Annotated in this window: 21 protein-coding genes; 14 read left to right on the plus strand and 7 right to left on the minus strand. The window is 64.4% G+C overall.

The genetic code is table 11. From position 1 onward, the window contains the following. The first annotated feature begins 70 nt into the window (after window positions 1-70). The gene (locus tag ACWAT4_RS37535) at window positions 71-382 is read left to right on the plus strand and encodes a hypothetical protein (RefSeq protein ID WP_212426028.1); all 312 of its coding nucleotides are present in this window, start codon (window positions 71-73) and stop codon (window positions 380-382) included. Between the two features lie 9 nt (window positions 383-391). On the opposite strand, the gene ACWAT4_RS37540 is transcribed toward ACWAT4_RS37535, so the two are convergent. The 3 genes from ACWAT4_RS37540 to ACWAT4_RS37550 form a co-directional block, all read right to left on the minus strand. Beyond that, complete coding sequence (locus tag ACWAT4_RS37540; RefSeq protein ID WP_212302714.1) at window positions 392-961, minus strand: DUF2147 domain-containing protein; 570 nt, start codon at window positions 959-961, stop codon at window positions 392-394. Between the two features lie 32 nt (window positions 962-993). Next, a complete protein-coding gene (locus ACWAT4_RS37545; RefSeq protein ID WP_212302715.1) occupies window positions 994-1,656 on the minus strand; it encodes a DUF3313 domain-containing protein in 663 nt (220 codons plus the stop codon). Between the two features lie 270 nt (window positions 1,657-1,926). Further along, window positions 1,927-2,565, minus strand: a complete 639-nt coding sequence (locus ACWAT4_RS37550) for a TetR/AcrR family transcriptional regulator (protein ID WP_449729432.1) — start codon at window positions 2,563-2,565, stop codon at window positions 1,927-1,929. A gap of 217 nt (window positions 2,566-2,782) precedes the next feature. Between ACWAT4_RS37550 and ACWAT4_RS37555 the strand changes: the two genes are divergently transcribed. From ACWAT4_RS37555 to ACWAT4_RS37585, 7 genes are all read left to right on the plus strand, one after another. Then, window positions 2,783-4,333: an ABC transporter substrate-binding protein gene (locus tag ACWAT4_RS37555; protein WP_212426024.1), complete on the plus strand. Its 1,551-nt coding sequence runs from the start codon at window positions 2,783-2,785 to the stop codon at window positions 4,331-4,333. A gap of 88 nt (window positions 4,334-4,421) precedes the next feature. Then, entirely contained in the window at window positions 4,422-5,393 is a 972-nt protein-coding gene (locus tag ACWAT4_RS37560) for an ABC transporter permease (protein ID WP_449729433.1), read from the plus strand. Then, window positions 5,390-6,229 (plus strand): ABC transporter permease, encoded by an 840-nt coding sequence (locus tag ACWAT4_RS37565; RefSeq protein ID WP_212302719.1) that lies wholly within the window; start codon window positions 5,390-5,392, stop codon window positions 6,227-6,229. Before ACWAT4_RS37560 ends, ACWAT4_RS37565 begins: the two co-directional genes overlap by 4 nt. Window positions 6,230-6,231: 2 nt before the next feature. Then, window positions 6,232-7,851 carry an ABC transporter ATP-binding protein gene (locus ACWAT4_RS37570; protein WP_449729434.1) on the plus strand — a complete coding sequence of 540 codons (1,620 nt, stop codon included), beginning with the start codon at window positions 6,232-6,234 and terminating at the stop codon, window positions 7,849-7,851. Window positions 7,852-8,018: 167 nt separating this feature from the next. Then, window positions 8,019-8,180: a hypothetical protein gene (locus ACWAT4_RS37575; RefSeq protein ID WP_449729435.1), complete on the plus strand. Its 162-nt coding sequence runs from the start codon at window positions 8,019-8,021 to the stop codon at window positions 8,178-8,180. Then, window positions 8,177-8,386 (plus strand): hypothetical protein, encoded by a 210-nt coding sequence (locus ACWAT4_RS37580; protein ID WP_212302721.1) that lies wholly within the window; start codon window positions 8,177-8,179, stop codon window positions 8,384-8,386. Before ACWAT4_RS37575 ends, ACWAT4_RS37580 begins: the two co-directional genes overlap by 4 nt. Before the next feature lie 102 nt (window positions 8,387-8,488). Next, window positions 8,489-9,424: an AEC family transporter gene (locus tag ACWAT4_RS37585; protein WP_449729436.1), complete on the plus strand. Its 936-nt coding sequence runs from the start codon at window positions 8,489-8,491 to the stop codon at window positions 9,422-9,424. Window positions 9,425-9,468: 44 nt separating this feature from the next. Here ACWAT4_RS37585 and ACWAT4_RS37590 read toward each other — a convergent pair whose 3' ends face one another. Then, window positions 9,469-9,756 (minus strand): hypothetical protein, encoded by a 288-nt coding sequence (locus tag ACWAT4_RS37590; protein WP_449729437.1) that lies wholly within the window; start codon window positions 9,754-9,756, stop codon window positions 9,469-9,471. Between the two features lie 250 nt (window positions 9,757-10,006). On the opposite strand from ACWAT4_RS37590, the gene ACWAT4_RS37595 reads away from it, so the two are divergent. The 6 genes from ACWAT4_RS37595 (at window position 10,007) to ACWAT4_RS37620 (ending at window position 20,101) form a co-directional block, all read left to right on the plus strand. Then, window positions 10,007-10,327 (plus strand): hypothetical protein, encoded by a 321-nt coding sequence (locus tag ACWAT4_RS37595; protein ID WP_212302723.1) that lies wholly within the window; start codon window positions 10,007-10,009, stop codon window positions 10,325-10,327. Between the two features lie 221 nt (window positions 10,328-10,548). Beyond that, window positions 10,549-11,271, plus strand: coding sequence for an outer membrane protein (locus ACWAT4_RS37600; protein ID WP_212302724.1), 723 nt, complete (start codon window positions 10,549-10,551; stop codon window positions 11,269-11,271). Window positions 11,272-11,438: 167 nt separating this feature from the next. After that, window positions 11,439-13,592, plus strand: coding sequence for a methyl-accepting chemotaxis protein (locus tag ACWAT4_RS37605; RefSeq protein ID WP_449729438.1), 2,154 nt, complete (start codon window positions 11,439-11,441; stop codon window positions 13,590-13,592). Between the two features lie 213 nt (window positions 13,593-13,805). Then, window positions 13,806-14,867, plus strand: a complete 1,062-nt coding sequence (locus ACWAT4_RS37610; RefSeq protein WP_449729439.1) for an MBL fold metallo-hydrolase — start codon at window positions 13,806-13,808, stop codon at window positions 14,865-14,867. Between the two features lie 229 nt (window positions 14,868-15,096). Then, the gene (gene hemA / locus ACWAT4_RS37615) at window positions 15,097-16,326 is read left to right on the plus strand and encodes a 5-aminolevulinate synthase (protein ID WP_212447116.1); all 1,230 of its coding nucleotides are present in this window, start codon (window positions 15,097-15,099) and stop codon (window positions 16,324-16,326) included. Between the two features lie 265 nt (window positions 16,327-16,591). Continuing rightward, window positions 16,592-20,101: a PAS domain-containing hybrid sensor histidine kinase/response regulator gene (locus ACWAT4_RS37620; protein ID WP_212302728.1), complete on the plus strand. Its 3,510-nt coding sequence runs from the start codon at window positions 16,592-16,594 to the stop codon at window positions 20,099-20,101. Between the two features lie 3 nt (window positions 20,102-20,104). Here ACWAT4_RS37620 and ACWAT4_RS37625 read toward each other — a convergent pair whose 3' ends face one another. From ACWAT4_RS37625 to ACWAT4_RS37635, 3 genes are all read right to left on the minus strand, one after another. After that, entirely contained in the window at window positions 20,105-21,136 is a 1,032-nt protein-coding gene (locus ACWAT4_RS37625) for an alpha/beta fold hydrolase (RefSeq protein WP_212302729.1), read from the minus strand. 419 nt (window positions 21,137-21,555) lie between these two features. Next, the gene (locus ACWAT4_RS37630) at window positions 21,556-21,855 is read right to left on the minus strand and encodes a chorismate mutase (RefSeq protein WP_212302895.1); all 300 of its coding nucleotides are present in this window, start codon (window positions 21,853-21,855) and stop codon (window positions 21,556-21,558) included. Window positions 21,856-21,991: 136 nt separating this feature from the next. After that, window positions 21,992-22,663, minus strand: coding sequence for a response regulator (locus ACWAT4_RS37635; protein WP_212302730.1), 672 nt, complete (start codon window positions 22,661-22,663; stop codon window positions 21,992-21,994). Between the last annotated feature and the right edge of the window lie 327 nt (window positions 22,664-22,990).

Raw genomic sequence — 22,990 nt, forward strand, 5'->3', positions numbered from 1 at the left:
CCATCTCTGACCTATCGCAAAGCGGCTGCTTCTCGGGTCTGCCAGGATGGCAGCATACGACGAGGGCAGCATGTCAAAACCCATTCCCGATCGGGCGGAAGTCGCGCTCGAATACCCCGACAAGTTCTACGTCGGCACCTTCGAACATTCGTCCCGGTTCGAGGCACGGCTCGACGGCAACGGCGTGGCGCTTGTGCTCGAGCGGCCCGGAACCGAGGATGTGCGCAAGTCGGTGCACCTGCATCTGAACTTTGGCCTGCTCGCCGGCATCCTGCGCGAGCTCGCGACGAGCGTCGCTGCGATTCCAAAGGACGATATCGCACATCGCGAGCTGCTCGTCAGCGCGGTCCGAGAGTTGCAGCAGGCGCTCGAAACCTCGTGAGCGCGGAAGCTACTTGGCTTTGACCTGAGTCGGCTTCGGTGCCGGCACCTGCGCCCATTCCTTGTCGGCGCGGGGACCGTTGAGATCGCCGGTGAGGCCGATGAGCTGGCCTGGCTGAGCGTCGAGGGTCTGCTGCCAGGTCTGGGTCTGGCACAAGAACTTGATCAGGCATCCCTTGAGCTTGAGCCGGTCAGCGGATTCGCGCCAGAGCGTGACCGAGTAGGATTTGCCGTCCTCGGCATTGTAGATGTCGCCGCCGAAGCGACCTTCTGGCGTCGCCTGCAAGCCCATGATGAGCTGATGGCCGAGCAGCACACGGGCGCGCTTGTCGGGATCGGGGTTCTGGCTGTCGCGAAGTGGCTGGCCGCGCTTGTCGGCCGGCTCCTTCATCCAGACGATGAAGCCGCAGATGCGGTCGCGCGCGGGACCGCAGCGCTCGAGCCTGATCCGGGCGCGGCCATCCTCGACCAGCCAGGTGCCGCTGGGATCGGCGGGCGCGGCGGCGCCGGCACGACCGCCAAATGCCATCATCGCGATGGTGATGGCGACGCGCAGCACGAAGCGAAGGAGAATGTTCATCAGCGGCACCTTTCGTTGAGAGGATTGCGGCGTCAGTTCAGTTGCGCCATCAGCGCATCGGCGCCCTTGTCGACGCCGGCATTGGCAGCCGCGAGCGCGCCGACGCTTGCCTTGATGTCGTAGGCTCCCGGATATTGCTTGGTGACGTAGGCGGAGAGCAGGCGTGCGGTCGACGCGTCGAAGATCTCGACGCCGTAGATGACCGATCCGGTCATCATGCCCTCGCCATCGCGCGCGGCCTGCACGCCGTTGTAGACGGCGCCCGCCATGTCGAAGCGGGAGAGCGTGCCGAGCACCGGCGTGTTGGTGACGGCGCCGGTGAGCGTCAGCCTGATCCGCAGCGTCTCAGGCCCGCGCTCGCGCACCAGGGAGAAGCGGCCGCGCAACCGCTCGGCGAAGCGGGTCTGCATGTACGCGGCGAGCGTCGCTTTGTCCTTGTCCGACATGTCGCCGAACTGATGGTCCTTGCCGCGATAGATCACGACGGGCTCGAGGATCACTTTATTATATGCGCGCCAGTCGACCGACGTGGAATAGCGGTAGGGCACGCGGCCGGAGGCATCCGACTTGTCGGGCGCCATGTAGGCGGACGACGCCATCTCCGAATAAGGCACGGGTGCGACCGAGGCGCAGCCGGTTACGAGCGCGCCAAGCATCAGCGTTCCCAGACCGCGCAGGGCGATCGAGCGATCCATTGCAAACTCCTCTAACGGCTTTCAGAAAGGGCCAATCTCGGCAAAGGCCTTTGGGGACCGCAGCCGCGTACGGGACCACACGCGGCTGCGACGCTCACCATTGCCGGCCCATGACTTCGTCCGGGGCCATTTCGGAAGCCTCGGGCCGTCTCAGTGTTCGGATATATAAAACCGACCAGACGGTTTGTAAAGTGGCAAAACCGTACTCCGACGCATTTGGCCGCAGGCGCGGCTTTGTGCAGTTAACGGATGGATTTCGTTAACGGTGAATCAGGCGCGCTTGCCCTTGCTTGCAGCCTTTGCCGCCGATGCGGCCGCGGGCTTGGCGGAACGTTTCGCCGCCGGCTGTTCGAGGCCGGCCCACTGCGCGTCATCGACCAGACGCGCGAACAGCCGCTGGTGCTCGTCCTTGCTGAGCGGCGACATGCCGAACAACGAACTCAGCAGCAAGCCCATCGCGCCGGCCCAGCGCAGCATCGCGAGATCAGGGTCGGCGGCCTCTTCCCTGATCGCCGCCATTCGCTCCATCTCGCGCCCACGCGGCAGCGCCATCAGGCTGGGATTCTCGACCATGGCCGCAACCAGCGCCAGCGCCGCGGAATTCGGCGAGGTCGCCGCCTCCCGCACGGTCGCGAGCTGGGTTGCCAAATTGGGATTTGGCGAGGTCGCGCTCACCTTCGCCATATAGGCCGTCGAGAATTCCTCGAAATGCGCCATCTGCCGTTCGAGCAGCGCCTTCAGCACCGCTTCCTTGGTGCGGAACTGGTGCATCACACCGCCCTTGCTGAGGCCGCTCTCGCGCGCGATCGCATCGAGCGTCAGCCGGCCGGGTCCGTCGCGCGCGATGATCGCGATGGCCGCTTCGAGGGCAGCATTGCGAGACCGTTCGGAGCGTGTGGCATTATCCATGGGCCGACTTGTCTCCGTGACAAGACAATGAATCAAGTGAAAACAGGACGCGCTGTACATTTTTTGTGCGAACTCTGTCGAGACTTTCATCTTGCGGCGCGGAACGGGACCGTGTGAGCCTCGCGCCCGGATGGGGACTGGGACGGGCCGGCCGTGGCTTCGCGCGCGAGGAAATCGCGCAGCGTTTACGGCTGGTCGCGCTTGAGAAAGATACGGCATGTCGAAACGAGTGTTGCTTGGTCTCCTCCTGGCTTGCGGCCTCTCGGCCTCGGCGCTGGCGCAAGAGCCGAAAACGGGAGGCGTGATCAATGCGGTGATCCAGCCCGAGCCGCCCGGCCTGATGCTTGCGATGATCCAGAACGGCCCGACCCAGATGGTGTCGGGCAATATCTTCGAAGGCCTGCTGCGCTACAGCCCCAAGCTCGAGCCGCAGCCGGAACTCGCCGAGAGCTGGAGCGTCAGCGAGGACGCCAAGACCTACACGTTCAAGCTGAGGAAAGGCGTCACCTGGCATGACGGCAAGCCCTTCACCGCAGCCGACGTGCTGTTCTCAGTCGAGATGCTGAAGCAGACGCATGCGCGCGCCCGCAACAATCTCGCGCAGGTCGACAAGGTCGAGGCGCCCGACGATAACACGGTCGTCTTCACGCTGAAGCAGCCGTTCGGCCCGTTCCTCGGCATTTTCGAGGTCGGCTCGATGCCGATGGTGCCGAAGCATCTCTATGAAGGCACCGACTGGAAGACCAATCCGTACAACAACGCGCCCATCGGCACCGGCCCCTTCATGTTCAAGGAATGGCAGAAGGGTTCGTTCATTCGGCTGGTCAAGAACCCGAACTATTACGAGAAGGGCAAGCCCTATATCGACGAGATCTACTGGCAGATCATCCCCGACGCCGCTGCGCGCTCGGTGGCGTATGAGACCGGCAAGGTCGACGTGCTGCCCGGCGGCTCGGTCGAAAATTTCGACGTGCCGCGGCTGTCGAAGCTGAAGGACACCTGCGTCACCGGCGCCGGCTGGGAGTTCTTCTCGCCGCTGGCCTGGCTGTGGCTCAACAACCGCCAGGGTCCGCTCGCCGACAAGCGGGTGCGGCAGGCGATCATGTATGCGATCGACCGCGACTTCGCCAAGGACGTGATCTGGAACGGGCTCGGCAAGGTCGCGACCGGCCCCTCGGCCTCGACCATCAAATACTACACCGACGACGTGCCGAAATACCCTTACGACCCGGCCAAGGCCAAGGCGCTGCTGAAGGAAGCCGGCTACAAGGGCGAGAAAATCCGCCTGCTGCCGCTCGCCTATGGCGAGACCTGGCAGCGCTGGGGTGAAGCGGTGAAGCAGAACCTCATGGACGTCGGCATGAGCATCGAGACGATCTCGACCGACGTTGCCGGCGGCAACCAGAAGATCGGCGACTGGGATTACGACATCGCCTTCACCTATCTCTACCAGTACGGCGATCCCGCACTCGGGGTGGGGCGCAACTACGTCTCCAGCGCTATCGCCAAGGGCCAGGTGTTCAACAACGTCGAGGGCTACTCCAACCCCGAGATCGACAAGCTGTTCGCCGACGGCGCGGTCGCAACGCCCGACTCCAAGCGCAAGGAGATCTATGCGAAGGCGCAAAAGCTCCTGGTCGAGGACGTGCCGGTCGCCTGGATGCTCGAGCTGCAATTCCCGACCATCATGCGCTGCAAGGTCAAGAATTTGATCACCACGGGCATCGGGGTCAACGACGGCTTCAAGGACGCATGGCTCGACAAGTGAGCCTCTTACCTCTCTCCGCAAGAGCGGGGCGAGGGAGTTCACCGTCACCGTGGCTCCGGGTCACGCTACCAAGTATGACGCACTAACTATGCTCTCCTTCGTCGCTCAGCGTGTCCTCAAGGGCGTGATCGTCCTGCTCGCGATCGTCGTCCTCAATTTCTTCCTGATCCGGCTCGCACCGGGCGACCCCGCTGTCGTGATGGCGGGCGAGGCCGGCGCCAGCGACCAGGTCTTCGTCCAGCAGCTCCGCGAAAAGTTCGGCCTCGACAAGCCGCTGCCCGAGCAGCTCTTCATCTACGTCAAGGGCGTCGCGACCCTCGATCTCGGCTTCTCGTTCCGCCAGCAGGCGCAGGTCTCGAAGCTGATCCTGGAGCGGCTGCCGGCAACGCTATTATTGACGCTGACGGCATTCGCGATCTCGCTCGCGCTCGGCGTTCTCTTCGGCACCTTCGCCGCCCGCTTCGCCGGGACCTTTCTCGACACCGGCATCACCATCTTCGCGTTGATCTTCTACGCCATGCCGATCTTCTGGGTGGCCCTGATGGGAATTCTGCTGTTCTCGGTCACGGTCGATTGGCTGCCGAGCTTCGGCTACGAGACGGTCGGCGCCAATTTCACCGGCTTTGCCCATGTGGTCGACGTCGCAAAGCACCTGATCATGCCGGCGATGACGCTCGGCCTGTTCTTCATGGCGACCTACACCCGCATGACGCGCGCCTCGATGCTGGAAGTGAAGCGGCTCGACTTCGTCAAGACCGCGCGCGCCAAGGGCCTCTCCGACGCCGTCATCCAGCGCCGCCACGTGCTGCGCAATGCGCTGCTGCCGGTCGTGACGCTCGCGGGCGTGCACGCCGGCACGCTGATCGGCGGCGCCGTCATCACCGAGACCGTGTTCGCCTGGCCCGGCATCGGGCGACTGATGTACGACGCGCTCTTGCAGCGCGACTACAATCTGCTGCTCGGCGTCTTCGTGACCTGCTCGGTCATGGTGCTGATCTTCAATCTCATCACCGACCTCGTCTACCGACTGGTCGACCCGCGCATCGAATTCGCCGCATGAAACAGTTCTGGAAATCGATACTGAAGAGCCCGAGCGGCGTCATCGGGCTGGTCATCCTTCTGCTCGCGATCGGGGTCGCGGTGTTCGGACCGTTGCTGTTCCCGAACTCGCCCTGGCGCATGGTGCAGCGGCCGTTCCTGCCGCCGTTCACGCTCTCGACCGTGCCGCTCGGCACCGACGCACTCGGCCGCGACGTGTTCGCCGGCATGATCTTTGGCGCACGCGTCTCCTTGCTGGTCGGACTTGTCTCCACGCTTGTCGCGCTGGTCGTCGGCATTCCCATCGGCGCCATGGCCGGCTATTTCGGCGGCAGGATCGACGACGCCCTGATGCGCTTCACCGAGTTCTTCCAGACCATCCCAAGCTTTGCGCTCGCGATCGTGCTGGTCGCGATCCTGCAACCGTCGATCTATTCGATCGTGACCTCGATCGCGGTGGTGAGTTGGCCGCCGGTCGCCCGCCTCGTCCGCGGCGAGGTGCTGTCGCTCCGCACGCGCGAATATGTCCAGGCCGCCGTCGTCACCGGCCAGAGCAACAGCTGGATCATCCTGCGCGAGATTTTGCCCAACGCGCTGTCACCGGTGATCGTGCTGGCCTCGCTGATGGTGGCAACCGCGATCCTGCTGGAATCCTCGCTCTCGTTCCTTGGCCTCGGCGATCCCAATCTGATCTCCTGGGGCTACATGGTCGGCGCCGGCCGCACCGTGATCCGCCAGGCCTGGTGGATCACCGTGTTTCCCGGCGTCGCAATCCTGATCTCGGTGCTGGGGCTGAACCTGATCGGCGAAGGCCTCAACGACGCGCTCAATCCGCGTCTCTCGCGCGAGGGCCGCTGACGATGACCGCCCCGCCCGCCGTCTCGATCAAGAATCTGCGGATCGCGCTGCCCAAGGGCGCCGAACGTTCCTTCGCCGTCGATGGCGTCTCGCTCGACCTTCGGCCCGGCAGGATCGTCTGCGTCGTCGGCGAATCCGGCTCCGGCAAATCCATGTGCGCGCATGCGCTGATGGGCTTGTTGCCGGATACGGTGAGCGTCACGTCAGGCGAGATCCAGTTCGAAGGCCGCGACCTGCTCAAGCTCGACGACGACGGCTGGCGCGATCTGCGCGGCCGCCGGCTGGCGATGATCTTCCAGGAGCCGATGACCGCGCTCAATCCGTTGATGCGGATCGGCGATCAGATGGCGGAGATGTTCGAGGCCCACGGCCTGCTGACGCCGAAGGAACGGCGCGCGCGAGCGTTGTCGCTGGCGCGCGAGGTCGGCCTGCCCGACCCCGAACGCATCGTGCGCGCCTATCCGCACCAGCTCTCCGGTGGTCAGCGACAGCGCGCCATGATCGCGATGGCGCTCGCGCTCGAACCGGCGGTGCTGGTCGCGGACGAGCCGACCACCGCGCTCGACGTCACCACGCAGGCGCAGATCCTGAAGCTGATCCGCAACCTCCAGCGCAAGCGCAATATGGCGGTGATGTTCATCACCCACGACTTTGGCGTGGTCGCCGACATCGCTGACCAGGTCGTGGTGCTCCGCCATGGCAAGGTCGTCGAGGAAGGTCCGGCCGCAACCGTCTTCAACGAACCGCAGCACGACTACACCAAGGCGCTGCTCGCCGCGGTGCCGTCGATGGATCCGCCGGCGCGCGCACCCCTCGACGATCGGGCCGAGGCCGTCGAGGTGATCGGGCTGGACAAGACCTACGTCACCTCAGGCGGCTGGTTTCGCGAGGACCGCCGCGTCGATGCCGCGCGCGCGGTGAACTTCAACATCCTCAAAGGCGAGACGCTGGGCCTCGTCGGTGAATCCGGCTCCGGCAAATCGTCGGTGGCGCGGCTCGTGATGCGGCTGATCGAGGCCGACCGCGGCACGGTGCGGATCGGCGATACGGATCTGACCCAACTCGCGGGCAAGGCGCTGCGCGCCGAGCGCCATCGCATCCAGATGATCTTTCAGGATCCGTTTGCTTCCCTGAATCCACGCCGCAAGATCGGCCACATCATCGCCGATGGCCCGATTGCGGCCGGCATTGATCCGAAGGTGGCATTCGACCGCGCCCGGGATCTCCTGAAGATGGTCGGCCTGGATGCCGGCGCGCTGGAGCGGTATCCGCATGAATTCTCCGGCGGCCAGCGCCAGCGCATCGGCATCGCGCGCGCCCTCGCGCTCGAACCCGAGATCATCGTTGCTGACGAGGCCGTCTCGGCGCTCGACGTCTCCGTGCAGGCGCAGGTCTTGAGGTTGCTCGAGGATCTCAAGGCGCGCCTCGGCCTTTCGATGCTGTTCATCACCCACGATTTGCGTGTCGCCGCCCAGATCTGCGACCGTATCGCGGTGATGCAGCGCGGCGCCATCGTCGAGCTGAAGCCGACCGCGCAGCTGTTCGCCGCGCCGGAGCATTCCTACACGCGGGAACTGCTCGCGGCCGTGCCAGGACAAAGGGAACGCGCACCGGCAGGGTGAGGTGCGTTTCGCTTTGGTATTCTGGTCCGCTTAGGAACGGAATAGTCACGGGCTTTTTATCCCTCGTGACCGCCCGCACGGCTGCAAAGCTGAGGCCGGCATCCTACATCCGCATGCAATGATTGTCATCATATGATGATGGGTTGCGGATCCAGATGGAGGCCGACATGGGCCAGGTTATTCAGTTCGTCTCGAAATCCGAACGTGAGCGCATTCGCCTCATCCGGGAGGCCCGTGCGGTCTACGACAGCATCTTCCCGCCTGCAGAACCCGCTGGCGAGCAATCGAGCGGAGCCAGTGCTCGCGGCGACGGGGGCAACCTCGCGTGATCAAGATCATCGCCGTTCTTTGCAGCCTCGCCTCGCCGGCAAATTGCCACGAACAGATCGTCACCACCTCGGACTTCGCCGATGTCTCAGTTCAGTCTTGCATGATGGGCGCGCCGCAACTTGCCGAATGGATGAGCCAGCATCCGGCCGAGCGGCTGGCGGGATGGCGCTGTGTGATCGGCCAGCAGACAGGCAGGGGCGCCTAAGGCCAAACGCCACCTGACCGGTGCGGCGCGCTCCGGTTGAACCGTGACGAGCAGGCATCGCCGGGCTAGGATGGCGATGCTGCTTGGCAGAGGGGACGCCGGATGGAGGTTGCCAGCCTCGTTCTTCCCGTATTCGCAATCATCGTCACCGGCTGGCTCGCGGGCGAACTTGGCTATCTCTCCCGCTCGCTTGCCGACGCGCTGGTGCATTTCGCCTACAACGTGGCGATGCCCGCGCTGCTGATCGTCACCATCGCGCAGGAGCCGGCGCGCAATCTGCTGGAATGGCGTTTCCTGCTCGCTTTCGGCGGCGGCTCCATGATCTGCTTCGCGCTGGTGTTCGTGGCGGTCCGCACGGGTGGGAAGCACGATCTCGCCAGCAGCACGATCCAAGGAATGGCGGCGGCGATGACCAATACCGGCTTCGTGGCGCTGCCGATCCTGCATGCGATCTACGGCCAGCCCGCCGTTCTGCCGGCCGCAGTCGCGACCGTGTTCGTCGCCGCCGTGATGTTTCCGGTCACGGTTATCCTGCTGGAGCGGGGCACGCACGGGCCTGCGCGGTCCGCGGGGCTGGCGAAGCAGATCCTGCTCAATCCGATGGTGCTGTCGACGCTCATCGGCCTCGTCTGGGCGATCACGGGCCTGCCGATTCCAGCGGCTGTCGCAGCCTATCTGAACATGATCGCCGCGGCGCTCACGCCCTGCGCACTATTTGCCATCGGGCTCGGCCTGTCGGTCGAAGGCCTGCGATCCAGTCTCGGGACATCATTCGCGCTCGCGGCCGTGAAACTGGTGGTGATGCCGTTGATCGTCTACGGCCTTTGCGTGATCACCGCCCTCAATCCGCTCTACACCGTCGCCGCCGTCATCTGCGCAGCCGTTCCGACGGCGAAAACCGTCTACGTGCTGGCGCATGAACACAAGGTCGAGGAGAAGCTGGTCGCGGCCACGGTCTCGATCACGACCATGCTCTCGGTGGCGACCTTGCTGGTCGCGCTCTACCTTCTCTCCGGCCTGGCGACGAGCACGCGCTGAACGGGGCGGCGGAAGGCTGAAGCGCACCGCAGCCACCCTCTGTGTTACCGCGGATTGGTGTTGCTCCAAGTCGGGACCGCGTTCGTGACGCCAACCGACGGCCAATTATATGTACCGACCGATGGCGCCGTGACCGTGCCGACCGTCTGTCCCGACGACCCGTAAGATGGCCTCGGCTGCGTCGCAGTTCCTCCGGAGCCACCATAGGTTGGAGCCATGACATTCGTGCTGTAGTGCCGGCTCGTGCGAACCCTCTTCGCCTCCGCCGCGAACGGCGCGGCAAGCAGGCCAGTCGCGACAAGCGCGGAAATGGCAAGCCTGGTCGTTGTCATGACCGATCCCTTCATTCACTGCGGCCTAATGAAACCATGTGTTCATTCGCCGGCGAATTCCCATAGGCCTTCGTTCATAACTCCGTGTGCTCGGAAATGTGCCGACCGTCGCGCTCTTCACGGTCGCAGCCGAATGCCAGTTCCTTGAAAGCAATGACCGCCATGTCTATCACGACCGTGACCGCCTTCGGATCGACCCGAATCAGCGCTAGTGCATTACCCCTCAATGGCCTTCCTGGACGCGAACAGCATGACCGGCCCCGAACTGAAGCAGCTCCGCGACGACCTCTCCGAGGCCATCGAGCGCAAGCTCACCGCGGCCGACATGGCGAAACTCTGTGCATTGCCGGAGAAGGATGGCGCCGACACGATCCGGCGCTGGGAGGTGCGCGGCCCGACGGTCGCCGCGACCAAGGTGCTCCGCGTGCTCGCGATGGCGAGCGAGCGCTATCCGATCCTGGAGAAGTTCGACATCTTCGATCGCCACGACGTGCGCGAGGAAGACCGCCCCGCAAAGCGCGCCGCCTTCCGCGCGCAGATGCGCGACGAGGTGCGGCGGCGTCTTGGTTAACGAGACGCGCCCGCAAGTTACCGCAACGCGCTCGAATTAAGCCTTCCTTCATCGCTTCTTAAGTCGGCATTAAGCACGAAAATCAATTGCAGCCCAATAAGTTAGGTTGGGCATCGCTGTGCCATGCATGTGACAGCATTTTCGTCAAAAGCGAGCTATCTGCAAAACCAACGCGGCGCGGACAGCGCGCTTGCCGGGACCTTAGTGCTGGAGTTTGGACGATGAAGAAGATTCTGTTTGCAACCGTTGCGCTGCTCGTGTTGGGCGCGGCTGCCCCGGCGATTGGTGCCGATCTCGGCGCCCGCCCCTATTACAACAAGGCCCCGGCCTATGCCGCGCCGATCTACAACTGGACCGGTTTCTACATCGGCGGCCATATCGGCGGCGCGTTCTCCAGCGACAACAATTTCAACGGCCTCTCCACCGGCAACAACGGCAACGGCCGTTTCCTCGGCGGCGTGCAGGTCGGTGCCGACTGGCAGGTCAATCCGAACTTCGTGGTCGGCGTCGAAGGCCAGTATTCCTGGCTCTCCGGCAATGTCGGCGCGGTATTCCCGGGCGGCGTGGCCTACACCAACGACCAGCGTGGCCTCGGCTCGATCACCGGCCGCGTCGGCTACACCTGGGGACCGGGCCTGGTCTACGTGAAGGGCGGCTACGCCTATTCGGACAACAACGAGAAGGTCACCGTCGCCGGCGTGCCGACCGCCTTCATCATCGATGGCGATCACCGCAACGGCTACACCATCGGCGCCGGCCTCGAATACATGTTCGCGCCGAGCTGGTCGGCCAAGGCCGAGTACCAGTACTACAATTTCGGCGACTCACACTTCACCGCGGGTCCGCTGGTCGGCACCGGCAACTTCACCACCGACGACCACACCTTCAAGGCGGGCCTCAACTACCGTTTCAATTGGGCCAGCCCGGTCGTCGCGCGCTACTGATCGCGCCTGAGAAGACCGCTTCGCTTTCGAGGGCCGGCATCGCTGCCGGCCCTTTCTTTTTTCGTCCTGCGGAACTAGCCAAGCGTTTGTGAAACTTGCGATTTTTTAACCCGCGCCAAGGATACTCCGCGACGAAAATATAAGATTACGGGTGTGGGGGAGTTTCGATGGCGATCCGTCTGGGCGTTGGCCGTGTCCTCGGCCGTCTCAAGCCGCGTTTCAAGATGCCGAAATGGGGCCTGCGTGGCAGCCTGATTGCGGCCTTCGCCGTGATCGCGGGCATGGGCCTCGTGATCGCAGCCGGTGCCGGCTTCGTTTTCAGCCATCTCGGCTCGACCATGATGGATTTGAGCGGCCGTGACATCCCGCGCCTCTCTGCCAGCCTTCAGCTTGCCTCGCAAAGCGCAACGCTCGCCGCGCAAGGACCGGGCCTGCTGGCATCGCCCAGCCCCGATGCGCTGAACGAGCGTACCAAGAGCGTGAAGGACATCCAGCAGCTCGCGATGGGCAAGCTCGGCGAGATCATCGAGCTCGGCGCCGACCAGCAGACCGCGAACGCGCTCCGCGACACCGCCAAGAGCATCGGCGAAGCCACACAGAGCCTCGTCTCGGCGGCACGCGAGCGGCTCGACACCGGCGCGTTGCACGACAAGCAATATGAAGCACTGCGCAAGGCCCAGCTCGCCTTCGTCGGCGCTGCCGGCCCGGCGATGCTGGATGCGCAAACCCGCCTCAACGCGATCCTGGGTGCTGCGGAAGTGTCGGCCGATGACGCCACCGAAGCCGCACGCACGGTCTCACAGGTCTCGACCGTCTCCGCCAACGGCAATTTGATGGCCGCCGACATGATGGCGGCACTCTCGGCCAACAGCAGCGATACGCTCGAGGCGATCGAGAAGGAATTCAAGACGACCCGCGACCGCGTCAAGTCCAACCTCGAGGACCTTCCGAACATTCCCTCGATGCAGACCGTACGCGACGCCGTGGAGAAGCTGCTCGCCTTCGGCGAAGGCAAGAGCGGCGTGTTCAAGATCCGCCAGAAGGAGCTCGATTCCATCGACTACGGCCAGACCATCCTGGACGAAACCCGCAAGCTCAATGTCGGCCTCGGCATCAGCGTGCAGGCGCTCGTCGACGGCGTGCAGAAGGAGACCAATGCGTCGACCTTCCAGGCGCGCCAGGAGATCTCACTCGCCACGACCGCGATGCTGGCTTTGGGCGGGCTCACCTTGATCGGCTCGGCGCTGTTCGTCTGGCTCTATGTCGGGCGCAACATCCTGCGCCGCATCCGCGAGCTTCAGCGCGCCATGCAGCTGCTGTCAGCCGGCGATCTCGACACCGAGATCGTCCGCTCCCGGCAGAACGACGAGATCGGCGCGATGAAGGAAACACTGACGGTGTTCCGCGACAGCATGATCGGAGCGCGGGCGCTTGCGGGCGAGCAGGACAAGGATCGCGTCGTCAAGGCCGAGCGGGCCGCGCATATGGAAGCGAAGATCGCGGAGTTCGAAGGCACGGTGCGCACCGCGCTCGACAATCTCGCGCAATCGGCCAATTCGATGCAGACGACCGCGCAGAGCATGTCGAACACCGCCGACCAGTCCAACGCTCTGGTGAACGCGGTCGCTTCCGCCGCCGAGGAAACCTCGGTCAACGTGCAGACCGTGTCATCGGGCACCGAGCAGCTGTCGTCCTCGATCGAGGAGATCAGCAAGCAGGTCGTCACCTCGGCCGCGATCGCCAAGAAGGCGGTCGATGAGGCCGGCGCCACCGACACCACGGTGCAGAGCCTCGCCGACAGCGCGAGCCGCATCAGCGTCGTGGTCGACCTGATTCAGACGATTGCGTCGCAGACCAATCTGCTCGCGCTCAACGCCACCATCGAGGCGGCGCGCGCAGGCGAGGCCGGCCGCGGCTTTGCGGTGGTCGCATCCGAGGTGAAGAGCCTCGCGAGCCAGACCGCGAAGGCGACGGAAGAGATCCGAACCCAGATCGCCAGCATGCAGCAGGTCACGACGTCTGCCGTCGGCGCCATCCAGGGCATCGGCCGGATCATCGGCGAGATCAACGACGTCACCACGACCATTGCGGCCGCGGTCGAGGAACAGGGCGCGGCGACGCGCGAGATCGCCCGCAACATCCAGCATGCGGCCGGCGGCACCAGCGAGGTCTCCAGCAACATCGTCGGCGTCTCGACGGCTTCGGCCGAGGCCGGCGCCGCGGCGACCGAGGTGCTGAGTGCATCGGATGCGCTCCGCCGTGAGGCCGACATGCTGCGCGGAGAGATCGACGCGTTCCTCAACAACATGCGGGCGGCCTGATTGTCATTCCGGGGCGCCTCGAAGAGGCGAGCCCGGAATCTCGCGCAGTCATCTCCGGATTCCGGGTTCGCGCTAGGTGCGCCCCGGAATGACGGCGTTTTTGGCAGGCTTCAACCGGCGCACGGAAAAAGCCGCGGTATGATGGCCATGCGACGACCGCCTCGCGTCCTTTTTCGGCTGGCGCCCTGCCCGCGCTGGGTTTAAGCCGGTAACATGAACGCAAAAACCGACACCGTGCAGTCCTCGGCCGAGGCCCTGCGCTATCCCTGGGACCAGCATCCCGGCCCTGAAGAGGTCGTCGAGGTCAGGCCCGGCGTGTTGTGGGCACGGCTGAAACTGCCGTTCCGCCTCAACCATGTGAACATCTACCTGCTCGCCGATGGCGACGGCTATGCGATGGTCGATGCCGGCTTCGGCAACGAGGAGACGATCGAGGCCTGGACGAAGCTGTTCGAAGGCCCGCTGAAAGGCGTCAACATCACGCGCCTGATCGTCACGCACTCGCATCCCGACCATGTCGGCCTCGCGGGCTGGATCGTGGAACGGTTCAACTGCCCGCTGGTGATGTCGCAGGTCGAATATCTGCAATCGGTCTATCACCAGAACCGCGGCACCGAGGAACGGCGCGAGGCGCAGCGCCTGTTCTTCCGCCGCCACGGCATGGACGAGTCGCTCACCGAAAAGCTGCTCGGTCGCGGCCAGGAATATCTCACACGCGTTTCGGTCTTGCCGCCGTCCTATCGCCGCATCTCCCACGGCGACGAGATCGTGATCGGCGCGCGGCGCTTCAAGGTGATCACCGGCGGCGGCCACGCGCTCGACCAGGTGATGCTGTATTGCGCCGACGACAAGCTCTTCCTCTCCGCCGACCAGGTACTGAGCAAGATCTCGCCGAATGTCAGTGTTTGGGCGGTCGAGCCCGACCAGAACTCGCTCGGCGAATATCTGGCTTCACTTGCAAGCCTCACCACCACCCTGCCCTATGATCTCCTGGTGCTGCCCGGTCACGGCGTGCCGTTCTATGGGCTCAAGACCCGCATCAAGCAGCTCGCCGACCATCACGAGGAGCGCTGCCGCCTGATCGCGGAAGCCTGCCGCGAAGTGCCGCAGACCTCGCGCGCGCTGGTGCCTGTCGTCTTCAACAAGCATGTGCTGGACGAGCACCAGATGGGCTTCGCCGCCGGCGAGCTCGTCGCCCACGTCAACTACATGATCGTCGAGGGCCGACTGACCGCCGAGACCAAGGACGGCGTGCTGCAGTTCAGGACGACGTGAGGCGTTGTCTTCGCCTCGTCCGGCTTGCGGGCGCGGTGAACAGACGGATGGTGCAAAGCAGCATTATAAGTCGCGCGAACTTGATCGGGATCAAGTTGCGGCGTGCCGGATAGGGCATTTTGCCCAAATGCCCCTCACCGCCAAATGTGGGATAGCGCATAGACATTAGAGCTGGAAAAGCTCTAAGAAGATGCGGCCCTTTTGGTCAGTTCCGTCTTAGGTTTTGCCGATGGATTACGCCCAGTTCTTCAATTCCGCCCTCGATCGTCTCCATTCCGAACGGCGCTATCGCGTGTTCGCCGACCTCGAGCGCACCGCCGGCCGGTTCCCGCACGCGATCTGGCACTCGCCCAAGGGCAAGCGCGACGTCGTGATCTGGTGCTCCAACGACTACCTCGGCATGGGACAGCACCCGAAGGTGGTCGGCGCCATGGTCGAGACCGCAACACGCGTCGGCACCGGCGCGGGCGGCACCCGCAACATCGCGGGCACGCATCATCCGCTGGTTCAGCTCGAGGCCGAGCTCGCCGACCTCCACGGCAAGGAAGCCGCGCTGCTGTTCACCTCGGGCTATGTCTCGAACCAGACCGGCATCGCGACCATCGCAAAGCTCATTCCGAACTGCCTGATCCTGTCGGACGAGCTCAACCACAATTCGATGATCGAGGGCATCCGCCAGTCCGGTTGCGAGCGCGTCGTATTCCGCCACAACGATCTCGCCGATCTCGAAGCGCAGTTGAAGGCCGCGGGCCCGAACCGGCCGAAACTGATCGCCTGCGAAAGCCTCTATTCGATGGACGGCGACGTCGCTCCGCTCGCAAAGATCTGCGATCTCGCCGAAAAATATAACGCGATGACCTATGTCGACGAGGTCCATGCCGTCGGCATGTATGGCCCGCGCGGCGGCGGCATTGCCGAGCGTGACGGCGTCATGCACCGCATCGACATTCTCGAAGGCACGCTGGCAAAGGCCTACGGCTGCCTCGGCGGCTACATCGCGGCCAATGGCCAGATCATCGACGCGGTGCGCTCCTACGCGCCGGGCTTCATCTTCACCACCGCGCTGCCGCCGGCGATCTGCTCGGCCGCAACCGCTGCGATCAAGCATCTGAAGACCTCGAGCTGGGAGCGCGAGCGCCATCAGGACCGCGCCGCACGCGTCAAGGCCATCCTCAACGCCGCCGGCCTTCCTGTCATGTCGAGCGACACCCACATCGTGCCGCTGTTCGTCGGTGATCCCGAGAAGTGCAAGCAGGCCTCCGACCTGCTGCTCGAGGAGCACGGCATTTACATCCAGCCGATCAACTATCCGACCGTCGCCAAGGGCAGCGAACGCCTGCGCATCACGCCCTCGCCCTATCACGACGACGGCCTGATCGATCAGCTCGCCGAAGCGCTGCTGCAGGTGTGGGACCGTCTGGGTCTGCCGCTGCGCGAGAAGTCGCTCGCGGCGGAATGATGGTCGTCCTGGCGAAAGCCAGGACCCATTACCCCGACTATCAATCGTTAAAGGCCGCCGGAGCTGCCGGTGCGCTCATAAACCACGTCTTGTGGTTATGGGTCCTGGCTTTCGCCAGGACGACGTTGGGGTCGACACCTTAACGACAACCCCAGTTCCCACCCCAGCCAGCCATTTCGCTGTCGCCTCGCCCCTCCCAACGCGCTAGATTTGCAAGCGAAAATGAGATCGGGCGCTACCGCGCCCAGGGAGAGCCACGCTCGCCATGCTGCACGACTGGGGCGTGATCGCCGCCGCCTTCGGCTATATCGGCTTCCTGTTCCTGGTGGCGAGCCATGGCGATCGCCGCTCGTCCGCCAAGCCCGGCCGCGCGTCCGGGCTGATCTATCCGCTATCGCTGGCGATCTACTGCACCTCCTGGACCTTCTTCGGCTCAGTCGGCTTTGCCACCCGCACCGCGACCGACTTCCTTGCGATCTATGTCGGCCCGATCCTGATGATCGGCCTCGGCGCCGGCGTGCTGCGCCGCGTGATCCAGCTTGCGAAAGCGCACAACATCACATCGATCGCCGACTTCATCGGTGCGCGCTACGGCAAGAGCCAGGCGGTGGCCGCAACCGTGGCGCTGATCGCGATCATCGGCTCGGTGCCCTACATCGCACTCCAGCTCAAGGCGGTGGCCTCCTCCCTCGAAGTCATCCTGAGCGAGGACCAGGCGTTCTCCCACATTCCGATCCTCGGCGACATTGCGCTGATGGTGACGTTGGCGATGGCAGCCTTCGCGGTGCTGTTCGGCACGCGGCAGACCGACGCCACCGAGCATCAGCACGGCCTGATGCTCGCGGTCGCGACCGAGTCCATCATCAAGCTGACTGCTTTCCTCACCGCCGGCATCTTCGTCACCTTCTGGATGTTCTCGCCACACGAATTGATCGAGCGCGCGATGAAGACGCCGGAAGCGGTGCGCGCCATCGACTATTCGCCGTCGATCGGCAACTTCCTGACCATGACGCTGCTGTCGCTGTGCGCGATCATGCTGCTGCCGCGGCAATTCCACGTCAGCGTGGTGGAGAATTCCTCGGACGCCGAGGTCAGCCGCGCGCGCTGGCTGTTCCCGCTCTATCTCGTCGCCATCAATGTGTTCGTGATCCCGATCGCGCTCGCCGGCCTCGTCACCTTTCCGTTCGGCGCGGTCGATCCCGACATGTATGTGCTGGCCCTGCCGATGGAGGGCGGCGCGGGACTGCTCAGCGTCGCCGTCTTCGTCGGCGGCCTGTCGGCGGCCACGGCCATGGTGATCGTCGAATGCGTCGCGCTCTCCATCATGGTCTCGAACGACCTCGTGGTGCCGCTGGTGCTGCAACGACGGCCCGAGGGGCGCGCGGGGGGAAGTGATTTCGGCGACTTCCTGCTGCGCTCGCGGCGGCTTGCCATCTTCGCCATCATGGTGATGGCCTATTTCTATTATCGCGCACTCGGCAACACTCAGCTTGCGGCGATCGGCCTCTTGTCCTTTGCCGCCATCGCACAGCTCGCGCCCAGCTTCTTCGGCGGCCTGTTGTGGCGGCGCGCGACCGCGCGCGGCGCCATCGGCGGCATGCTGGTAGGCTTCGCGGTGTGGCTCTACACCCTGTTCATCCCAAGCTTCATGGATTCCTCGACATCAGGCATCCTGCTGCTGCAGCATGGCCCGTTCGGGATCGAGGCGCTGCGGCCGCAGGCGCTGTTCGGCGCCGACCTGCCGCCGCTGATGCATGGCGTGGTCTGGTCGCTCTCGCTCAACATTCTCACCTACGTGCTGCTGTCGCTGGCGCGGCAGCCCTCGTCCATCGAGCTGGTGCAGGCCGATCTGTTCGTGCCCAACACCCTCGCCCCAATCGCCCCGAACTTCCGCCGCTGGCGCACCACCATCACGGTGCAGGACATCCAGACCACGGTCGCGCAATATCTCGGGCCCGATCGCGCCCGGCAGTCGTTCGAAGCGTTCTCGGCACGGCGCAATATACGGCTGGAATCTGGAGCGCCCGCCGATTTCGAGCTGCTGCAGCACGCCGAGCACCTGATCGCCTCGTCGATCGGGGCCGCATCCTCGCGCCTCGTGATGTCGCTGCTGCTCCGCAAGCGAACCGTGTCCGCGAAGGCCGCACTGAAGCTGCTCGACGATTCCCATGCGGCATTGCACTTCAACCGCGAGATTCTCCAGACCGCGCTGAACCATGTGCGCCAGGGCATCGCGGTGTTCGACGGCGACCTCCAGCTGATCTGCTCCAACCGGCAGTTCGGCGACCTCCTCAACGTTCCCCCGCATTTCATCCAGTTCGGCACACCCTTGCGCGAAATCCTCGAATTCATGGGCGTGAGCGATCCGGCCGGTGAGGGTGATCGCGAGGCGATGATCGAACAGCGGCTTATAGCCTACACCACCGACAGCGAGCCCTACCTCGAGCGCCTGCCGGAACGGCACATGGTGATCGAGGTGCTCACCAACCGCATGCCCGGCGGCGGCTTCGTCATCACCTTCACCGACGTCACGCCGACCTTCGAGGCGGCGGAGGCGCTGGAGCGCGCCAACGCCACGCTGGAAAAGCGCGTGCGCGATCGTACCGAGGAGTTGACGCGGCTGAACTCCGAGCTGGCTCTGGCCAAGAGCACCGCGGAGGACGCCAGCATCTCCAAGACGCGCTTCCTCGCGGCCGCCAGCCACGACATTCTCCAGCCGCTGAACGCGGCGCGGCTCTATGTCACGAGCCTGGTCGAGCGCCAGCACAATGGCGAGGAGACGCGGCTGGTCGAGAACATCGACGAATCGCTGCAGGCCATCGAGGAAATCCTGGGCGCGCTGCTCGACATCTCCAGGCTCGATGCCGGCGCGATGACAACTTCGATCTCGAGCTTCAAGATGGCCGATCTGATGCGCTCGCTGGAGATCGAGTTCGCTCCGATCGCGCGCGCCAAGGGCCTCGAGCTCAGCTTCGTGCCCTGCTCGCTGCCGATCGAGTCGGACCGCTTGTTGTTGCGGCGGTTGTTGCAGAACCTGATCTCGAACGCGATCAAATATACGCCGCGGGGACGCGTGCTGGTCGGTTGCCGCCGCCACGGCGCCTCGCTCAAGATCTGCGTCTACGACACCGGCGTCGGCATTCCCGCGGTCAAACGCGGCGAGATCTTCAAGGAATTCCACCGCCTCGAGCAGGGCGCGCGGATCGCGCGCGGGCTAGGTCTGGGACTCTCGATCGTCGAGCGGCTCGCGCGCGTGCTGGGCCACACCATCACCATCGACGCCAATGCCGGCGGCGGCTCGCTGTTCTCCGTGACGGTGCCTACCGCGAAGGCCGTGACGCTGACCGCGGCGGTGACCAGCGCAACACCGCTGGCGCGCACCTCGATCTCCGGGGCACTGATCGTCTGTATCGAGAACGACGCCGCGATCCTCGACGGCATGCGGACGCTGCTGAAGACCTGGGACGCCGAGGTGATCGCGGTCGCCGATCCCGAAGGCGCGATCACCGCGATCGAGGCCGCCGGCCGGCGCGTCACCGGACTGCTCGTCGACTATCACCTCGACCGCGGCAACGGCATCGCCGCCATCCGCGACATCCGCCGCCGCTTCGGCGACACTATTCCCGCGATCCTGATTACCGCGGATCGCAGCCCCGCCGTGCAGATGGCGGCCCGCGATGAGAAAATCGCCGTGCTGAACAAGCCGGTGAAGCCGGCTTCGCTGCGCGCTTTGCTCGGGCAGTGGCGGACGCAGCAGATGGTGGCGGCGGAATAGAGCTCAAGCGCCGCCGTCGGCATCGATGACGGCCTTGGCAAAGGCCTGCGGGGCTTCCTGCGGCAGATTGTGGCCGATGCCGCCGGTGATCAGGCGATAGTCGTAGCGGCCGGAGAACTTCTTGGCGTAGGCGCTTGGATCGGGGTGCGGCGCGCCGTTGGCATCGCCTTCCATCGTGATCGCAGGCACGTCGATGACCGGAGCTGCCGCGAGCTTCTTCTCGATCTCGTCGTACTTCGCTTCGCCCTTAACAAGCCCAAGCCGCCAACGGTAATTGTGGATCGTAATCGCGACATGATCCTTGTTCTCGAAAGCCTTCGCACTGCGATCGAAAGTGGCGTCGTCGAACTTCCACTGCGGCGAGGCCAGCTTCCAGATCAGCTTCGCGAAGTCATGCGTGTACTTCTCGTAGCCGGCGCGGCCGCGCTCGGTCGCGAAATAGAACTGGTACCACCATTGCAGCTCGGCGGACGGCGGCAGCGGCGCGCTGCCCGCCGCCTGGCTGGAGATCAGATAGCCGCTGACCGACACCAGCGCGCGGCAGCGCTCCGGCCACAGCGCCGCGATGATATCGGCGGTGCGCGCGCCCCAGTCGAAGCCGGCGATAACGGCCTTCTTGATGTCGAGCGCATCCATCAACGCAATGATGTCGACGGCGAGCGCGGCCGGCTCGCCGTTGCGCAGCGTCTCGCTGGAGAGGAAGTTCGTCGAACCGTAGCCGCGCAGATAAGGGATGATGACGCGATAGCCGGCCCGCGCCAGGATCGGCGCAACATCGACGAAGCTGTGAATGTCGTAGGGCCAGCCGTGGAGCAGGATCGCCACCGGGCCGGTCGCGGGACCGGCTTCGGCATAGCCGACGTTGAGGACACCGGCATTGATCTGCTTGATCGGGCCGAAGGACGTGTTGGTCGCGGAAGATCGTGGCGTCTCGGTTTCGGCGCGCGCAAGGTCGATCATGCCGAGGCCGACGGCGACGCTCCCCGCGGCAATGCCGAGGAACTGGCGGCGATGCTGGTCGATGATCCGTTTCATGATCTGGCTACCTTGTTGATGGTTACCGGCGGCGAGGCAATGCGTGGGGGCGCCGTTGTCCGCGTGGCTCAGGCTCTTCTTGCCGTCGCGCAACTGCCTATCAGCGCCAGCGGCGGAGGGCCCGTTTGGAGTTGTGAGAAGTTGTGAGGCCGGCAGGGAACCCGGTCGCGGGGATCTGCAAGCATGACTTGCTTACGTCCTCGGGGAACCCGCGTCGACGCACTCTCCTGTGAGATCGCCGGGCTGTTGCGGTCAAGAACTCGTCATTGCGAGCGCTGCGAAGCAATCCAGAGTCTTTCCGCGCAGACAAGTTGAACGCTACGGGGCGCAAATTGGCGGCGCAGCGTTCTCACGACTTCGCGAATTTTACGAAGGTTTCTTGGACGAGGTGGGCTGCGCAGACGTCTCCGCTGAACGGATCAGCTGCTGGAGGCGACTCTGACGCGCGTCGTCTCGTGGTGGCGGATCACTTCCTTGATGATGAAGGCTAGGAACTTTTCGGCGAAGTCCGGATCAAGGTTGGCGGCCCGTGCAAGTGAACGAAGTCTCTCTACCTGCTGTCTCTCGCGAGCCGGGTCAGAGGACGGCAGCCGAAGGCGAGCTTTCAATTCCCCTACCTGTTGGGTGCACCTAAATCGTTCAGCGAGGATGTGGACTAAAGCTGCATCCAGGTTGTCGATGCTATCGCGAAGAGCTTGCAGTTCTGGCTGAGTTTCCATTATCGCGGTTCCGGCGGTCACATGCGGCTCTTCCAGGCTAACCCAGATTTAGGCACGTCTAAAACGCAAAGGGCAAATGGGTGACCTGCCAGGTCGGACTCGTATCGGACATCCGCGAGTTAACGAGTAAGTGCCCCTACCCCGTAGGCGCGCCCTGCTTCCACTGGCCGCCGGCAATCTTTGCGGCTGCGATCACCGCCTGGGTGCGGCTCTCGACGCCGAGCTTTTGCAGGATCGCCGAAACGTGGGCCTTGATGGTTGCCTCGGAGACGCCGAGCTCGTAGGCGATCTGCTTGTTGAGCAGTCCCTCCGACAGCATCATCAAGACCCGCACCTGCTGCGGCGTCAGCGTCACCAGGCGGTCGCGCAAGCGGGTCATGTCGGGGTCGGCGGCGGCCGACAGGTCGGTGTCGGCGGGAACCCAGACGTCCCCCTCCATCACCTTGAGAATGGCATCGCGCAGCGTCTCGACGCCGAACCGCTTCGGAATGAAGCCGGAGGCGCCGAAATCGAGCGAGCGGCGGATCGTGGCGCTGTCGTCGGAGGCCGAGACGATCACCACCGGGATGGCCGGATATTGCGCACGGAGGTAGATCAGGCCGGAGAAGCCGGAGATGCCGGGCATCGAGAGGTCGAGCAGGACCAGGTCGACGTCCGAGGTCTGTTCCAGCAATTTGGTCAAATCCTCGAATGAGCCGGCCTCGTCGATCTTCGCCGTGCTCAGGACGCCCGCCACCGCTTGCCGCAGCGCATCGCGGAACAGCGGATGGTCATCGGCGATGACGAGATGGGTGGAAGGAGCGTTCATCGATCTCTTGCTGTCGTTCGTCACCCGGCCAGTAGTCCGGACCGGCGCAATGGTCAATTCTTCCCCGACCGGCCGTGGCATGCAAGGGCACATTCTTCCTTTGCCGGAAAGGGGTTAATCCGCATACCTACGCCGTGATGCCGCACAATAGGTCCGCACCGTCAGTTGCGCGTCAGTGCGAAAGGCCGAAAGTCGTATTGGGGCGGGTTTCACGCCGATGTTACCTTGGGGGCAAGACCCAGGTTGATCCGGCATGCCCGGAACAGCCGGGATGCGAGGAAACGAAATTCGGGGAGCGCATTCACGATGTCCACAATGGCTGCAACG

The organism is Bradyrhizobium sp. T-1, assembly GCF_053592855.1.

Excerpts from the sequence above, each read along its gene's own strand:
- ACWAT4_RS37535 (WP_212426028.1), top strand. The coding sequence starts at position 71 with ATGTCAAAACCCATTCCCGATCGGGCGGAAGTCGCGCTCGAATACCCC.
- ACWAT4_RS37540 (WP_212302714.1), bottom strand. The coding sequence starts at position 961 with ATGAACATTCTCCTTCGCTTCGTGCTGCGCGTCGCCATCACCATCGCG.
- ACWAT4_RS37545 (WP_212302715.1), bottom strand. The coding sequence starts at position 1,656 with ATGGATCGCTCGATCGCCCTGCGCGGTCTGGGAACGCTGATGCTTGGC.
- ACWAT4_RS37550 (WP_449729432.1), bottom strand. The coding sequence starts at position 2,565 with ATGGATAATGCCACACGCTCCGAACGGTCTCGCAATGCTGCCCTCGAA.
- ACWAT4_RS37555 (WP_212426024.1), top strand. The coding sequence starts at position 2,783 with ATGTCGAAACGAGTGTTGCTTGGTCTCCTCCTGGCTTGCGGCCTCTCG.
- ACWAT4_RS37560 (WP_449729433.1), top strand. The coding sequence starts at position 4,422 with ATGCTCTCCTTCGTCGCTCAGCGTGTCCTCAAGGGCGTGATCGTCCTG.
- ACWAT4_RS37565 (WP_212302719.1), top strand. The coding sequence starts at position 5,390 with ATGAAACAGTTCTGGAAATCGATACTGAAGAGCCCGAGCGGCGTCATC.
- ACWAT4_RS37570 (WP_449729434.1), top strand. The coding sequence starts at position 6,232 with ATGACCGCCCCGCCCGCCGTCTCGATCAAGAATCTGCGGATCGCGCTG.
- ACWAT4_RS37575 (WP_449729435.1), top strand. The coding sequence starts at position 8,019 with ATGGGCCAGGTTATTCAGTTCGTCTCGAAATCCGAACGTGAGCGCATT.
- ACWAT4_RS37585 (WP_449729436.1), top strand. The coding sequence starts at position 8,489 with ATGGAGGTTGCCAGCCTCGTTCTTCCCGTATTCGCAATCATCGTCACC.
- ACWAT4_RS37590 (WP_449729437.1), bottom strand. The coding sequence starts at position 9,756 with ATGACAACGACCAGGCTTGCCATTTCCGCGCTTGTCGCGACTGGCCTG.
- ACWAT4_RS37595 (WP_212302723.1), top strand. The coding sequence starts at position 10,007 with ATGACCGGCCCCGAACTGAAGCAGCTCCGCGACGACCTCTCCGAGGCC.
- ACWAT4_RS37600 (WP_212302724.1), top strand. The coding sequence starts at position 10,549 with ATGAAGAAGATTCTGTTTGCAACCGTTGCGCTGCTCGTGTTGGGCGCG.
- ACWAT4_RS37605 (WP_449729438.1), top strand. The coding sequence starts at position 11,439 with ATGGCGATCCGTCTGGGCGTTGGCCGTGTCCTCGGCCGTCTCAAGCCG.
- ACWAT4_RS37610 (WP_449729439.1), top strand. The coding sequence starts at position 13,806 with ATGAACGCAAAAACCGACACCGTGCAGTCCTCGGCCGAGGCCCTGCGC.
- hemA (WP_212447116.1), top strand. The coding sequence starts at position 15,097 with ATGGATTACGCCCAGTTCTTCAATTCCGCCCTCGATCGTCTCCATTCC.
- ACWAT4_RS37620 (WP_212302728.1), top strand. The coding sequence starts at position 16,592 with ATGCTGCACGACTGGGGCGTGATCGCCGCCGCCTTCGGCTATATCGGC.
- ACWAT4_RS37625 (WP_212302729.1), bottom strand. The coding sequence starts at position 21,136 with ATGAAACGGATCATCGACCAGCATCGCCGCCAGTTCCTCGGCATTGCC.
- ACWAT4_RS37630 (WP_212302895.1), bottom strand. The coding sequence starts at position 21,855 with ATGGAAACTCAGCCAGAACTGCAAGCTCTTCGCGATAGCATCGACAAC.
- ACWAT4_RS37635 (WP_212302730.1), bottom strand. The coding sequence starts at position 22,663 with ATGAACGCTCCTTCCACCCATCTCGTCATCGCCGATGACCATCCGCTG.